This is a genomic window from Eikenella sp. NML03-A-027, assembly GCF_001648395.1.
GTDB classification, from domain to species: Bacteria; Pseudomonadota; Gammaproteobacteria; order Burkholderiales; family Neisseriaceae; genus Eikenella; species Eikenella exigua.
Window position 1 is genome coordinate 35893 of record NZ_LXSM01000008.1, and the last position, 15392, is coordinate 51284.

The 15392-nt window shown below is 55.9% G+C and carries 13 protein-coding genes, 1 tRNA gene and 1 other RNA gene; 3 read left to right on the forward strand and 12 right to left on the reverse strand.

Features of this window, described 5'->3' with window-relative positions:
• Positions 1–213 precede the first annotated feature (213 nt).
• A complete protein-coding gene (gene tgt / locus A7P96_RS04145) occupies positions 214–1329 on the reverse strand; it encodes a tRNA guanosine(34) transglycosylase Tgt (RefSeq protein WP_067524975.1) in 1116 nt (371 codons plus the stop codon).
• A gap of 213 nt (positions 1330–1542) precedes the next feature.
• Between tgt and A7P96_RS04150 the strand changes: the two genes are divergently transcribed.
• The 3 genes from A7P96_RS04150 (at position 1543) to A7P96_RS04160 (ending at position 4665) form a co-directional block, all read left to right on the forward strand.
• Positions 1543–1619, forward strand: a tRNA-Val gene (locus A7P96_RS04150).
• Between the two features lie 363 nt (positions 1620–1982).
• Entirely contained in the window at positions 1983–3890 is a 1908-nt protein-coding gene (gene thrS / locus A7P96_RS04155) for a threonine--tRNA ligase (RefSeq protein WP_067524976.1), read from the forward strand.
• 223 nt (positions 3891–4113) lie between these two features.
• On the forward strand, positions 4114–4665 hold the full coding sequence (locus A7P96_RS04160) for a DUF4179 domain-containing protein (protein WP_067524978.1): 552 nt from the start codon (positions 4114–4116) through the stop codon (positions 4663–4665).
• Positions 4666–4770: 105 nt separating this feature from the next.
• On the opposite strand, the gene metK is transcribed toward A7P96_RS04160, so the two are convergent.
• From metK to A7P96_RS04210, 11 genes are all read right to left on the reverse strand, one after another.
• On the reverse strand, positions 4771–5940 hold the full coding sequence (gene metK, locus A7P96_RS04165) for a methionine adenosyltransferase (RefSeq protein ID WP_067524980.1): 1170 nt from the start codon (positions 5938–5940) through the stop codon (positions 4771–4773).
• A 49-nt stretch (positions 5941–5989) separates the two neighbouring features.
• A complete protein-coding gene (locus tag A7P96_RS10675) occupies positions 5990–6187 on the reverse strand; it encodes a hypothetical protein (RefSeq protein WP_156496264.1) in 198 nt (65 codons plus the stop codon).
• Between the two features lie 228 nt (positions 6188–6415).
• Positions 6416–8275: a Fe-S protein assembly chaperone HscA gene (gene hscA, locus A7P96_RS04170; protein ID WP_067524982.1), complete on the reverse strand. Its 1860-nt coding sequence runs from the start codon at positions 8273–8275 to the stop codon at positions 6416–6418.
• 168 nt (positions 8276–8443) lie between these two features.
• A non-coding RNA gene (ssrS, locus tag A7P96_RS04175) (6S RNA) lies at positions 8444–8622 on the reverse strand.
• 18 nt (positions 8623–8640) lie between these two features.
• Positions 8641–8937 (reverse strand): cell division protein ZapA, encoded by a 297-nt coding sequence (locus tag A7P96_RS04180; protein WP_064105706.1) that lies wholly within the window; start codon positions 8935–8937, stop codon positions 8641–8643.
• Positions 8934–9311 carry a hypothetical protein gene (locus A7P96_RS04185; protein WP_156496265.1) on the reverse strand — a complete coding sequence of 126 codons (378 nt, stop codon included), beginning with the start codon at positions 9309–9311 and terminating at the stop codon, positions 8934–8936. The genes A7P96_RS04180 and A7P96_RS04185 overlap by 4 nt, the downstream gene beginning before the upstream one ends.
• A gap of 117 nt (positions 9312–9428) precedes the next feature.
• The gene (locus A7P96_RS04190; protein ID WP_067524986.1) at positions 9429–10409 is read right to left on the reverse strand and encodes an NAD(P)H-dependent glycerol-3-phosphate dehydrogenase; all 981 of its coding nucleotides are present in this window, start codon (positions 10407–10409) and stop codon (positions 9429–9431) included.
• 233 nt (positions 10410–10642) lie between these two features.
• Positions 10643–11890, reverse strand: coding sequence for a beta-ketoacyl-ACP synthase II (gene fabF, locus A7P96_RS04195; RefSeq protein ID WP_003824919.1), 1248 nt, complete (start codon positions 11888–11890; stop codon positions 10643–10645).
• Positions 11891–12007: 117 nt separating this feature from the next.
• On the reverse strand, positions 12008–12244 hold the full coding sequence (gene acpP / locus A7P96_RS04200) for an acyl carrier protein (RefSeq protein ID WP_003824915.1): 237 nt from the start codon (positions 12242–12244) through the stop codon (positions 12008–12010).
• A gap of 274 nt (positions 12245–12518) precedes the next feature.
• Complete coding sequence (locus A7P96_RS04205) at positions 12519–14537, reverse strand: prolyl oligopeptidase family protein (protein ID WP_067524987.1); 2019 nt, start codon at positions 14535–14537, stop codon at positions 12519–12521.
• A 126-nt stretch (positions 14538–14663) separates the two neighbouring features.
• Positions 14664–15293 (reverse strand): DUF4189 domain-containing protein, encoded by a 630-nt coding sequence (locus A7P96_RS04210; RefSeq protein ID WP_067524989.1) that lies wholly within the window; start codon positions 15291–15293, stop codon positions 14664–14666.
• Between the last annotated feature and the right edge of the window lie 99 nt (positions 15294–15392).

The window sequence follows — 15392 nt, forward strand, 5'->3', positions numbered from 1 at the left end:
GTCCTACTATACCAAACAATTTATTGTCAAAAATTCAAAAGTCTGTATTCCATATTTAATAATTCTGACTATATATGATCAGAATCGTTCTATCAAAAAGTTTGCCAAACCATTACTTGCCATTTAAAACTTAAAAAATCCGATAAATTTTTGATGCTTGGTTCATCATTCCAAATTAACTCAGGTTGTTTTTCAGGCAACCTTTTCTACAACTCAATCTACCCCTCTCCCCCGATTCTCGTGGAATTGCTCCTGCCAGTCGGCAAATTTGCCCTGTTCGATGGCTTCGCGCATTTCGGCCATTATGGTTTGGTAGAAATGCAGGTTATGGATAGTGTTCAACTGCGCACCCAAAATCTCGCCGGCACGGTGCAAGTGGTGCAGGTAGGCGCGGCTGAAATGCGTACAAGCGTAGCAGGTGCATGATTCGTCGAGCGGGTGGGTATCGTGTTTGTACTTGGCGTTTTTGATTTTGATGTCGCCGAAACGGGTAAACAGCCAGCCGTTGCGGGCGTTGCGAGTGGGCATCACACAGTCGAACATATCCACACCATTCGCCACGCCGTAAACGAGGTCTTCTGGTGTACCGACGCCCATCAGGTAATGCGGTTTGTGTTCTGGTAGCATGAGGCCGACAGCACGCAGCATTCGGTACATTTCGGGTTTGGGTTCGCCCACCGATAAGCCGCCGATAGCCAGCCCGGGGAAGTTTAGCTGTTCCAGCCCGCGCAGGGATTGCTCGCGCAAGTCTTCATACATCGCGCCTTGCACGATGCCGAACAGGGCGTTGGGGTTGTTCAAATCTTCAAAGGCTTTTTTGCTGCGTTCCGCCCAGCGCAGGCTCATTTGCAGCGATTTTTCGGCCTGTTCGCGCGTGGCTTCGCCAGGCGTGCATTCGTCGAGCTGCATGGCGATGTCGGAGTTGAGCACGGTTTGGATTTTCATCGAGATTTCAGGCGAGAGGAAGAGTTTGTCGCCGTTAATCGGGCTTTTGAAGGTGCAGCCTTCTTCGGTAAGTTTGCGCATGTCGGATAGCGAAAACACTTGGAAACCGCCGGAGTCGGTCAAAATCGGTTTGTTCCAGCCGATAAAGTCGTGCAGGCCGCCGAATTGTTCGATGACTTCGAGGCCGGGGCGCAGCCATAAATGATAGGTGTTGCCGAGGATGATTTGGGCGTTGATGTCGTGCAGGTTTTGCGGGGTCATGGCTTTGACCGAGCCGTAGGTGCCGACGGGCATGAATACGGGGGTTTCGATGCTGCCGTGGTTGAGTTCGATGGTGGCGCGGCGGGCGTGGCCGTCTTTTTTATGCAGGGTAAATTTGAGCATGGGGAATAACACGTTATAAATAATCCGGCGATTATAGCTAAAGCACTTCTTTCTTCCTACTGCATTAACCGCCTTGCCGTATTGTCCATACTGTCTGCCGCCCGCAGCTTAGCAGAAAAAAAATGATTACTTCAGCAATATCGCAAACCGCTGCCGGCCCTGCACTTTCTTTGCGCGGGGGGTAGGAAAACAGTATAATGCTGCCCCTTAAACAGGCACGTAGCTCAGTTGGTTAGAGCATCACCTTGACATGGTGGGGGTCGTTGGTTCGAATCCAATCGTGCCTACCAGAATTCGTGGGAACAGCAGGGGTTTCTGGGGAACTTCAGTTGTTCTTTTTTGTTTGGCCGCCCGCTACTAGTTTTAACTTTGCAGAAACCTAGCTTCCTTTAGAAACATTGTTTCAGGTAGCCTTTTGGATTGCTGTTAAGGCTACCTGAAACTCCGACCAAACCGCTGCAAGGAACCCGCCATATGCGCCGTTTACCTCCCGCGCTTGCGCTATTGCTCACACTGGCCGCATTGGCCGCCATAGCATTTGCCGGCCTGTTCCTGCTGTTTTACTTTTTCGGTTTCGCCTAATGCAACGATAAAGGCTACCTGAAACCCAAACCCTTCATCCGTTTATCCATTTCAAAGAAAGACAAACCATCATGTCCCAAATCAACATCACCCTGCCCGACGGCTCCATACGCCAATACGAAGCCCCCGTAACCGTTGCCCAAATCGCCGCTTCCATCGGCTCCGGACTGGCCAAAGCCACCGTGGCCGGCAAAGTGAACGGCGTGTTGCGCGATGCGTGCGACCCGATTACCGAAGATGCCGCCGTGCAAATCATCACGCCGAAAGATCCGGAAGGCGTGGAAATCATCCGCCACTCCTGCGCGCACTTGGTCGGCCATGCCGTGAAACAGCTCTATCCCAATGCCAAAATGGTAATCGGCCCGGTGATTGAAGAAGGCTTCTACTACGACATCGCCACGGAAAAACCTTTCACGCCCGAAGACGTAGCCGCCATCGAAGCACGGATGAAAGAGCTGATCAGTCAAGATTACGATGTGATCAAGATCATGACCCCGCGCGCCGAAACCATCAAAATTTTCCAAGAGCGCGGCGAAGAATACAAACTGCGCCTGATTGAAGATATGCCCGAAGTGGAAGCCATGGGCATGTACCACCACCAAGAATACGTGGATATGTGCCGCGGCCCGCACGTGCCCAACACCCGCTTTTTAAAGAACTTCAAGCTCACCAAGCTGGCCGGCGCCTATTGGCGCGGCGACAGCAACAACGAAATGCTGCAGCGCATCTACGGCACAGCCTGGGCCACCAAAGACGAGCTCAAAGCCTACATCACGCGCATTGAAGAAGCCGAAAAACGCGACCACCGCCGCCTCGGCAAACAGCTCGACCTCTTCCACCTGCAAGACGAAGCCCCCGGCATGGTATTTTGGCATCCGCGCGGCTGGACGCTGTGGCAAACCATCGAGCAGCACATGCGCCGCGAGCTCGATGCCGCCGGCTACCGCGAAGTCAAAACCCCGCAAATCCTCGACAAAACCTTCTGGGAAAAATCCGGCCACTGGGCGAACTACAAAGACAATATGTTCACCACCTCCTCCGAAAAACGCGACTACGCCGTAAAACCGATGAATTGCCCCGGCCACGTGCAAATCTTCAACCACGGCCTGCGTTCCTACCGCGACCTGCCCATGCGACTGGCCGAATTCGGCTCCTGCCACCGCAACGAACCTTCCGGCGCACTGCACGGCCTGATGCGCGTGCGCGGCTTCGTGCAAGACGATGCTCACATCTTCTGTACCGAAGACCAAATCGCCGAAGAAACCCGCGCTTTCAACCAGCTGGTGATGAAAATTTACAAACAATTCGGCTTCGAGCACGTCAGCATCAAACTCTCGCTGCGCCCCGAACAACGCGCCGGTTCGGACGAAACTTGGGATAAGGCCGAACAAGGCCTGCGCGGCGCGCTCACCGCCTGCGGTGTGCAATGGGAAGAGCTGCCTGGCGAAGGCGCCTTCTACGGCCCGAAAGTGGAATACCACATCAAAGACGCACTCGGCCGCTCCTGGCAGTGCGGCACCATCCAGCTTGACTTCGTGCTGCCCGAGCGCCTGGATGCCGAATACGTCACCGAAGACAACGGCCGCGCCCGTCCCGTGATGCTGCACCGCGCCATTTTGGGCTCGCTGGAACGCTTCATCGGCATCCTGATTGAAGAACACGCCGGCTCCTTCCCGCTGTGGCTCGCGCCCGTGCAGATGGTGGTGATGAACATCACCGAAAAACAGGCTGATTACTGCCTGGAAGTGGTCAACAAACTCAAAGCCGCCGGCTTCCGCGCCGAAGCGGATTTGCGCAACGAAAAAATCGGCTACAAAATCCGCGACAACAGCCAATACCGCTACCCCTATCAAATCGTGGTGGGCGACAAGGAAATGGAAAACGGCCAAGTCGCCGTGCGCCGTAAAGGCGAGGATTTGGGCAGCATGCAGATAGAAGAGTTTATTGCCCGCCTGCAGCAAGAATTGGCAGTGGTTTAAAGATTTTCAGGTAGCCTTTTGTGAGGCTACCTGAAAATTTTTGGGTACATAGGTCGGGCATTAATGCCCGACTTCTTCTGGAACATATTGTGCCAAACATCCATGCCCGGACTATGGCTTCTGTTGACAACCCACAAACGGAAGGCGGACAATTTTTCAGGTAGCCTGGAATGCATGAGGCTACCTGAAAATTCTTTTGGACAGTAATTTTAGAGGAATGAAAATGGGGCAGAAACGCTGGAAGAAGATAGCGCTGGCGGTATTGATAGTGTTTGCACTAATCGGTATGGCTGCTACTGTGGCAATTATCCCGGTTGTTGGTGACTATATCAGCGATATGAATAGAGAAGTGGATACCACGCCGCTGGTTTCTGTGCCTTTCAGTACGCAGCAGGAAGGCTATCAACAGACGATAAACGATGTACCGATTCCGCATCGTGGCTTGTTTGCGCTTACGGTAAGATTGAAGCCGAAAACCGGAACACATCTTTCAAAAGAAGAGATAGACAACTTGTTTTATCAGGCCAGACATGTGCCTTTTGTGGTGAAGTATGAGGTGCAAACGGCGGGAAATCCCAGCTTGCTTTATGGGAAAGACACAGTTGTGGCTGATTTCTCCAAAGAGGAAAACGGCGATTTCATTTTCTCCGTTTACTCCGGATTTGTCCGCAAAGGGGATAGATTGATGATACGGGTGGAGAATCTTATCCAAGTGCCAGAGTTTGCGAAGTTTGATGCGTTCTTAGAGTTTCGGGAAAGGAAACCGGATAAATAGTAGGCAGGAAGGTTTTTTAGCCATTCTGCCCGCAAATTAAAGAGGCTACCTGAAAACTGGCTTTACTCGTTTTCAGGTAGCCTCTAATCTGTTTGACAAACGGGATTACAAACCTGCTGTCGCTTTCAAAGCCGCAGCCTTATCGGTGCGTTCCCAAGTAAACTCGGGCTCTTCGCGGCCGAAGTGGCCGTAGGCGGCGGATTTACTGTAAATCGGGCGCAGGAGGTCGAGCATCTGCACAATGCCTTTCGGACGCAGATCGAAGTGCTCGCGCACGATGGCGATGAGTTTGTCTTCGCTGATTTTGCCCGTGCCGAAGGTGTCGATGGCGATGGAAGTGGGCTCGGCGATGCCGATGGCGTAGGAAACCTGAATCTGGCACTGGGTCGCCAAACCGGCGGCCACGATGTTTTTCGCCACATAACGGCAAGCATAGGCAGCGGAGCGGTCTACTTTGCTCGGGTCTTTGCCGGAGAACGCGCCGCCGCCGTGCGGGGCTGCGCCGCCGTAGGTATCGACAATGATTTTGCGGCCGGTAAGCCCGCAATCGCCCTGCGGCCCGCCGATCACGAAGCGGCCGGTGGGGTTGATGAGGTACTTGGTGTCGGCAGTGAGCATTTCGGGCGGCAGCACGGGTTTGATGATGTGCTCAATCACGGCTTTGCTCAGTTCTTCATGGCCGATAGACGGATCGTGCTGGGTGGAAAGCACCACGGTATCGATGCGTTTTACTTTGCCGGTTTCGCTGTCGTACACGGCGGTAATTTGCGCTTTGGCATCGGGGCGCAGCCAAGGCAGCTGGCTGCTTTTGCGCAGTTCGCTCTGGCGCTGCATCAGGCGGTGGCTGTAGTAGATGGCAAAGGGCATCAGGGTGGGAGTTTCGTCGCAGGCATAGCCGAACATCAGGCCTTGGTCGCCCGCGCCTTGGTTCAGGTCGATACCTTCGCCTTCGTTCACGCCTTGGGCGATGTCGGGCGATTGCTGGTCGTAATACACGCCCACCGCGCAGCCATTGGCGTCAAAGCCGAGCTCGGAGGCGTTGTAGCCGATTTTGGCAATGGTTTCGCGGGCGACTTTGATGTAGTCCACGTGCGCGGTGGTGGTGATTTCCCCGGCCAGCACGCACAGGCCGGTGTTCACCAGCGTTTCGGCAGCCACGCGGGCTTTAGGATCTTGGGCGAGGACAGCATCGAGAATGGCATCGGATACTTGATCGGCCACTTTGTCGGGATGGCCTTCGGAAACAGATTCGGAGGTGAAGAGGTATTCGCTCATGATATGTCTTTCGGATAATAGATAAACCTTGCAGCCTAGCAAGGAGGGCTCAACGGGCAATAAAAAATCCCGCACCAGGCGGGAAGAGATATTGCCCGGCCTGATTCAGACGAGCCACATCGGCCTCTCGGCCGTCCACCTTACGCGCCGTTTGCGGCAGGCAGGTTGGCATGGATTCCCAACTCTTAATGCGCCGCAGATGATAACAAATCCCGTCTGCTGCGGCAAGCGACGGGATGGGTTTCAAGTAGCCTTCTCTCCGTGAAGGCTACCTGAAAATTTGCAGGGGCGGATAAAACCAAGCAACGGCATGACAACACCGCCCTACCCCACCAGCTCCACACACAAAAGGCTACCTGAAATTTTTAGCTTTGTAGAAACTCAACTTCCTGCGAAAGCCTCGATCCTCTTCGCAGAAACTCGGCTTCCTTCGGAAACCTCGTTTTCAGGTAGCCTCTATCAAAATCATCCCTATTCACGCCATATCTTCCACCCGCTGACCGGTGAGAGCGCGCTGGATATTGCGGTCCATGCGTTTGGCAGCGAAGTCGTCAGTACCGGCGACAAGGGCGGCGGTGGCGTTGCGGATGGGGTTGGCTTCGGCCTCGGAGAGCAGGCTTTGCAAGGTGGCGATTTGAGCGCGAATGGCGGCAAGGCTGCCCTCATCGAGCAGGTCACCGTCCAGCTCCAACGCGACTTCCACTGCATCAATCAGGCTTTCGGCTTCCACTACGGCCTCGGCACGGGCACGAGCAGCGGCATCGCCGCCGGCATGGCTGATGCTGTCGGCCAGCATACGGGTGATGGTTTCGTCGTCGAGGCCGTAGGAAGGTTTTACTTCGATTTGCGCCTGCACACCGGTGGTTTGCTCGCGAGCAGACACGGAAAGCAGGCCGTCGGCATCGATTTGGAAAGTTACGCGGATGCGGGCAGCACCGGCCACCATCGGCGGAATGCCGCGCAGGGTGAATTTGGCGAGGCTGCGGCAATCAGCCACCAGTTCGCGCTCACCCTGCACCACATGGATGGTCATGGCGGTTTGGCCGTCTTTGAAGGTGGTGAATTCTTGGGCGCGGGCGATGGGCAGGGTGCTGTTGCGCAGGATGATTTTTTCGGCCAGCCCACCGTAGGTTTCGAGGCCGAGCGAGAGGGGGGTAACGTCGAGCAGCAGCCAGTCGTTGTCGCGCTTGTTGCCGGCCAGCACGTCGGCCTGCATGGCGGCGCCGAGTGCGACCACTTGGTCGGGATCTAGATTGGTGAGCGGGGTTTGACCGAAGAAGTTGGCCACGGCCTGTTGCACATGCAGCATACGGGTGGCACCACCCACCATAATCACGCCGCCGATATCACCCTTGCTGATGCCGGCGTCTTTCAACGCCTGCTTCACCGGCACAAGGGTTTGTGCCACGAGGTGCTGGGTGAGGGCATGGAATTGGGTGCGGGTGAAGATGGTATCGATCGATGTACCATCGCTTAGCACGGCTTGAATACGGCTCTCAGGTAGCCTGCTAAGCTCTTCTTTGGCACGACGCACCAGGCTGAGCAGCAAGCGGCTATCTTGGGCGTTGGTGATGGAAAGACGATTCACTTCAATCAGATGGCACAACATGCGGTGGTCGAAATCGTCACCACCAAGCGCGGAATTGCCGCCGGTGGCCTTCACTTCAAACAGGCCTTTGGAGAGCTGCAAAATGGATACGTCGAAGGTACCACCGCCGAGGTCGTACACCACAAAGGTGCCTTCGGCGGCATTATCCAGCCCATAGGCAATGGCGGCTGCGGTGGGCTCGTTGAGCAGGCGCAACACGTTCAGCCCGGCCAGGCGGGCAGCATCTTTGGTGGCTTGGCGCTGGGCATCGTCAAAATAGGCGGGCACGGTAATGACAGCACCTACCAACTCACCACCAAGACTCTGTTCGGCACGGGTTTTGAGTGCCCGCAGGATGTCGGCAGATACGTCGATCGGGGTTTTCGCGCCTTGGCGGGTGTGCAGGTCGATAAGTTGGTTGGATTGGCCGAAACGATAGGGCAGATGGCTGGTATCAATATCTTCTAATTTACGGCCGATCAGTCGTTTGGCGGAGCTGACGGTGTTGGCCGGGTCGGCAGTTTGGCTTTGCAGGGCAGCCCGGCCGGTGATGATTTGCCCATCAGCACCATAGCGCACCACCGAAGGCAGTAGGAAACGGCCTTCTTCATCGGGCAGGCAACCAGCATGGCCGCTTTTCACGGTAGCAACCAAGCTGTTGGTAGTGCCCAAGTCGATACCGACGGCTAGGCGGTGTTGGTGCGGGGCGGCAGAGAGGCCGGGCTCGGCGATTTGTAGGAGTGCCATGGTGGTTGGTGTGTGTTTAACTATGGGAATAAGCGGTCATTTTAACATATTGGTTGAGTGCTTCGGTCGGAATTAAACTTTTCAGGTAGCCTCAACCGGAATGGAGGCTACCTGAAAATCTTGCAGCCAACGCAAAAGCCGGCATCCACGATACCGGCTTTTAGTATGGGTAACCCCGCGAATGCCGCTTTGGCTCGATTCGCTTGAACCTTGAATCAAGGTTGGCCACTTCCGGCAGTTTCGGGTACGTCCACGAGGAACGCGCGCTCCCACCACTCAATCTGCAGCCTGAAGCGAAATTATTGGTTCAAAGGAATAGTATGCCTTCACGAACACCGCAGGGTTATTAAAGAAGAACAATCGGTTTACTTTTCCAAATCAAGCGCTTTATCGCAACTTTCTATCATGGTGCTTATTCTACGCTCAATTTCGCCAATTGCCAAACCGTCTTTCGCGCTCATTTTGAGCAGGTCGTGGGTGAGGTTCAGCGCAGCCATAATCACGATCTTGTCGGTTTCCACAATCCGGCCAGAAGATTGGATCACGCCAATTTTCTGGTTCAGCATATGCACCGCCTGCAGCAGGGTTTCTTTCTCGCTGTTGGGCGTGCCGATGTTGAACTGGCGGCCTAAGATATCTACATTGACTTGTTCGATACTCATACAACCTGCTCCTTGGCGGCGGGCACAGGCAAGCGTTGTAGCAAGGCGCGGATATCAGCAGCACTTTGTTCCAATAGCTTGCGGTAAACGGCGTTTTCTTGCTGCAAAGCTTCAATCTGGCTGGAGAGCTCGTGCTCCAGGCGCGACATTCTTTCGCTGTAGGCCAATTGCAAGCCATCCATGGTAGCGCGATGGTCATGGCGCTGTTTCTGCCATGCTGTATCCATCTCGCTGATTTTCTTGCTCAGCGCCTGCTTTTCACGCACAGCAGCCTGATAACGGCTCACCAGCGTTTCGATGGAATTTTGCAAATGTTCAAGTTGATTATTCATGAATCTGTCTCTTGCTAAATCTCTGGCTGCCAGAATCAGCAACCTGGCCGCATTATACTGAAACTTGCGCCATACGGAACAAGCGCCGGGAAAATTTATAATTAAATACCTTCTTTAAAATCCGCTCGCATTACGATGGCAAGATAGGTTCGGCGGTGATTATTCGCTGCGGATTTCGCGCAACATCAGCCGCTCGGCCACATCATTCACATCAACACGGCCGTCTAAAAGCTCGTTCAGGATGCGCGTGATGGGCATTTCAATGCCAAGTTTGGCCGCCTGTGCGCCGGCTTCACGGATGGTGTACACCCCTTCGGCCACATGCCCGAGTTCAGACAAAATCACAGGCAACAGTTTGCCCTCAGCCAGTTTGAGGCCAACTTGTCGGTTACGCGAGAGCGAGCCGGTGCAGGTGAGGATCAGGTCGCCCATGCCGGCCAAACCCATCAGGGTGGTTTGCTTTGCACCCAAAGCCAGCGCCAGGCGGTTGATTTCGGCCAAGCCACGCGTCATCAGGGCAGCGCGGGCGTTGAGGCCGTATTGCAGGCCGTCGGCGATGCCCACCGCGATGGCCATCACGTTTTTCACTGCACCGCCCACCCCCACGCCCACCATATCGTCGTTGGCATACAGGCGCAGCACGGCAGAACTGAGTGTAGAGGCGAGTGATTCAATCCAAGCAGTGTTGTCGGAAGCGAGGGTAACGGCGCAAGGCAGCTGTTGCGCCAATTCTTGGGCAAAACTGGGGCCAGACAAAATACCGATACGCGGGTTATCTGGCAGCTCTTCGCGCACCACTTGGTGCGGCAGCAAGCCGCTGCCTTGCTCGAAACCTTTGCAGGCGGTGAGCACGGGAATATCGCCCCAGCCCCATTGCCACATGGTTTGCAGGCTGCCGCGCAAGCCGGCGGTGGGCGTGGCGATGATGACGAGCTCGGGCTTGGGCGGTGGTGTGTCGGCAATGCTGAGCGCTTCGGGGAAGGGAAAATCTTTCAGGTAGCCTGAGTTGATGCGCTCGGCACGCATGGCGGCGGCATGTTCGGTTTCGCGTGTCCACAAGCAAACTTGCTGGCCGTTTTGGGCAAAGTGGATAGCCAATGCCGTACCCCAAGCACCGGCTCCGATGATGCAGATTTGCATGGTGTACTCCTGTGTTGATTGCTGGTGATAGAGCAAATTAACTCAACTTTCGCCACTGTGTTGCTCGCTTTGCCGTGCTATCTGCACTGCCCATGGCTCGCTGCCTAATATCGACGGCATGTTAATTTGCTATAAAGGCTACCTGAAAAACGGCAAACGGGTTTTAGCTTTGCAGAAACTCCGCTTCGTTGCGTTTTCAGGTAGCCTTTTATACTCTAAATACCGGTGCTTAATCAGCCGTTAAAGCGTTTGAACGCAAGCGTGCCGTTGGTGCCGCCGAAGCCGAATGAGTTGGAAATGGCTGCACGGATGGGCAGATCGCGGGCTTCGTTGGCGCAGTAATCCAAATCGCAGCCGCCTTCAATGTCTTGCTCGAAGATATTGATGGTGGGCGGTGATTTTTGATGGTACAGCGCCAACACAGAGTACACGGCTTCCACACCGCCGGCACCGCCGAGCAGGTGGCCGGTCATGGATTTGGTGGAATTGACTACCAGTTTTTTGGCGTGTTCGCCGAAAGCAAGTTTCAGCGCAGTGGTTTCGTTGGCATCGCCCAGCGGGGTAGACGTGCCGTGCGCGTTCACATAATCGATGTCGCTTGGGTTGAGACCGGCATCTTTCAGGGCACGTGCCACGGCCAAGGCTGGGCCTTCGGCATTGGGGGCGGTAATGTGGTGCGCATCGGAGCTCATGCCGAAACCGGCCAGTTCGGCGTAGATTTTCGCGCCGCGTTTTTTGGCGTGTTCGTATTCTTCCAACACCAGCACGCCGGCACCTTCGCCCATCACGAAGCCGTCGCGGTCTTTATCCCACGGGCGGGAAGCAGTGGCGGGGTCGTCATTGCGGGTAGACAACGCCTTCATGGCGGCAAAACCGCCTACGCCGAGCATACACACCGCGCCTTCGGCACCGCCGGCCACCATCACGTCGGCATCGCCGTATTGAATCATGCGGGCGGCATCGCCGATGCAGTGCGCACCGGTGGTACAGGCAGACACAATGCCGTAGCTGGGGCCTTGGTAGCCTTTAAGGATGGTGACGTGGCCGGCAATCAGGTTGATCAACGAGCCGGGAATAAAGAAGGGGTTGATGCGGCGCGGGCCGTTTTCGTGCACCACAATGCCGGTTTCTTCAATGGAAGGCAGGCCGCCAATGCCGGAACCGATGTTCACACCCACGCGGGTTTTATCCAAGGCGGCGTAGTCGTCCAGCCCGGCGTCGGCCACGGCTTGCAAGGCAGCGGCAATGCCGTAGTGGATGAAGGCATCCATGCGGCGCGCTTCTTTGGCGCCGATGTAATCGCCGATTTGAAAATCTTTCACTTCGCCGGCAATTTGGGCGCTCAGTTCGCCCGCGTCAAAACGGGTAATCCGGCCAATGCCGCTCACGCCGGCCAACAGGTTTTGCCAGGCATCGGCCACGTTGTTGCCCACCGGGGAAATCTGCCCCAGCCCGGTTACCACCACTCTTCTCTGACTCATGATTGTTTATCTATCCTTCGGCCTGCCCGAAAGCGGCCGCAATAACAAAAACCCCTGCCCTTGGCGGGAAATGCGCCGGGGCAGAGGCTGATATTCTGCTGTTAAACCTGCTGCCGATTAGTTGGAGCGGGAAGTAACAAAGTCAATGGCTTGTTGAACGGTAGTGATTTTTTCAGCTTCTTCATCGGGGATGTCGCAGCCGAAAGCTTCTTCCAAAGCCATTACCAGCTCAACCACGTCCAGAGAGTCGGCGCCCAAATCTTCGCTGAAAGAAGATTCGTTTTTCACTTCGCTTTCGCTCTTACCCAATTGTTCGGCAACGATTTTCTTCACACGTTGTTCGATATTTTCCATTGCGGGGTCCTTGTCCTTAAATAAACGGGGAAAAATTTAAAGGTAGTTCTCTAAAAGCGGCATTGTAACGGATTTATATGCGTTTTGCTATCCGTGCCCTGCAAGATTCAAGGCTACCTGAAAACAACGGTGCGCATATTAGCATAGCGCACGGCCTTTGCAAACTGCGCCAAAAAGCCGATATAAACAGGCAATAGCAGGCATCTGCCTTTATAGTGAAATTTCGGCAACTGCTGCGGCATTCGCCAACCCGCTATCCGCTGCAGCCATGCCGCTATTTGCCCACTGTTTGCCGCAAAAACACCAGCACGGCAGCCAGCTCGGCGGCCACCTCTTCCTGCGAGGCATTGCCCGCATGACCGCCGGCTTCGGGGGCGTAGAGGCGGCTGTTCACGCCGATTTCGCGCAGGCGGGCGTGGAATTTGAGCGCATGGGCGGGGTGCACGCGGTCGTCACTCAGATTGGTGGTGATGAGGGCGGGCGGGTAGGTTTGGCTGTCGCGCAGATTATGGTAGGGCGAAAGTTTTTTCAGGTAGCCTCTATCCGGCTCGGCATCGGGATTGCCGTATTCTTCCTGCCACGAAGCGCCGGCCAAGAGGTGGGGATAGTGCAACATATCGGTGAGCGGCACTTCGCACACCATGCCGCCGATGCTCTGCGGCGCGGCACAATAAGCAGCGGCGCACACCAGCCCGCCATTGCTGCCGCCCTGCAACACGATGCGTTCGGGCGCAGACAAACCGCGCGCGGCCAAATCCTGCGCCACGGCCACCAAATCTTCCGCGCTTTTATGTTTGCGTGCCGCACCTTGGGCGGCAGCGTGCCAAGCCGGGCCGAATTCGCCGCCGCCCCGGATGTTGGCCAACACAAACGCACCGCCCCGCGCGAGCCAATGCCGGCCGATGATGCCCAAATAATGCGGCAGTTCCGGCACACCGAAGCCGCCGTAGGCATACACCAGCGCGGGCGCGTTCGGCTCGCCGTTGCCCACGTGATAATACGGAATGCGCTCGCCGTCGGCCGACACAGCGTGCAACTGCTGCACGCCCAACCCCTCCGGATCAAACTGCGCCGGCTGGCGGCGCATCACGCACCACTCCTGCCGCTGCAAATCCAGCGTATAGAGCGTGAGCGGCGAAAGGAAGCTGCTGGCAGCGATATACAGCACATCGCCGCCCCAAGGCTGGTCGGCAAACTCCAGCACGCCCGCCCCTTCCAGCGGCAGCTCGGGCACTTCGGCCGGCTGCCACTGCCCCTGCTGCAAACGCCAAGCCTTGAGGCTACCTGAAACATTATCCAACAAAGTAGCGGCCACAAAATGGCGCGTGGTTTCCACTCCCTCCACCGATTGTCCCGCCTGCGGTGCAAACAGACATTGCGCCTGCCCCAGCACGCCCTTGTTCAGCTTCACCGCCACCAGGCTGCCCGCCGCGTAGCTTTGGTTGGCCCGCTGCCAATCGTGCTTGAGCAACACCAGCAGCCAGCCGCCCAAATAGCCGCAGATTTCGCAAGTTTCAGGTAGCCCCAAAGGCAGCAGCGCCCCATCCGAGGCTACCTGAAAATAACGGCGGCTGAAAAAACCCGTGCTTTCTTCCAGCAAATCCAGCGGTGCACCCTGCGCATCCAGATAACGCCAAGCGTGCACCCACACCGATTCCGCAGCCGTTTGCAGTAGTGGCTGCGCCTCCTCAAAGCTCTGCCCGCGCCGCAACAGCCACGCCTCGCGCGGATAGCCCGAAGCCGTGAGCTGGCGCTCGTCCCAAGCCGGGCACACCCACACGCTGTCTTCATCACGCCAGGCAATATGGTTTTTGCTCGCCGGAAAGTGGAAACCGTTGGGCACCACTTGGCGCGTTTCCAAATCAAATTCCAGCGTAAACGCCGCATCGCCGCCGCCCGGGCTGAGCGAGAGCAACACCCGGTTCGGCTGCTCCACATAGTGCGACACACCGTCTAAATACACATCCGCGCCCAACACCTCATCAAAATCCGCCACCGAAAACAACACCTCCCATTCCGGCAGCCCGGCACGGTACGAAGCCGCGCTGCACACGCGGTACACGCCCTTCGGGAACTCCTCGCTCTGATAAAAATGATACATCCGCGCGCGGTGCTCCTGGCAAAACGGAATCTGCTGCTCGTCTTGCAACACCGCCAAAATATCGCGGCGCATCGGCTCGTAATCCGGCCAGCTCTCCAGCCAGGCCTGCGTTTGCGCATGTTCGGCGGCAGCGAAAGCACTGGTTTCGGGAGTGTTTAGGTTTTCAAACACGGCATAACGGTCGGCAGACATTTCAGGTAGCCTTTGGCAGGTGGTTTCGGAAGGCGGGCATTGTAGCAGTATTGGCGGGCCGGCAAGAGGAAAGGCTACCTGAAAATATTTCAGGTAGCCTTTTCAGCCTCCAACCGGGGATTTTATCTACTGCCCGTACGCACTGTAATCGTAGCCCGTACAGAATGCCGTGCCATGTTTCGTTTCCACGGAGGAATATCCACAATTACCCCGCCCGTTTGCCCGCTCGCATTGCTGCATGGATTTTTCTGCCGCGAGTTTGTCGTCTGTGTCGTAGCCGAAGAATAAATCAGACGGTGCCTTCACTCCGCTGTCTGGCGTGGTCAGCACCGCGCAGGTGTTGTTGAATACCGCCACCACTCGGCAATTGGATGTCGAGCACCGGCGCATTGCCCTTTGCCGTGCCACTTGCTCACTCTTAAAACCGGCTACCCATACCAACTTGCTGGCAGAAAAATCAAACACAACCACTCCATAAAACGGCGTGCGGCGCAGTTCCGCGATTTCGGCTTGCACCTTTGCCTCGCGCTGCTCCCAGGCGCGTATTTCGGCGGCGGTGGGGCCGCGGTTGATCGGCTGTTGCCGTGTGGCATTGCGCTCGCGTTGTATCCGATCTGCTTCTGACTGCATGATGCCATTAAAGTTGTGCCATTGCTGCGAGCCAACCGGATAGGGGTTGGCATATGCCAAGCCCGCACTGCCCAATAGCACTGCCGCCAATACGCCCGCTGCCGTGTTCATCATGGTTTGCTTCATCTTGCCGCTCCTGTTTGGAAAGGGGAATAAGGGTATTGCCGATGATCTGATTGTAACAAAAAACAAGATATTGTAAACATCTATCCCGCTGCTTGAAGG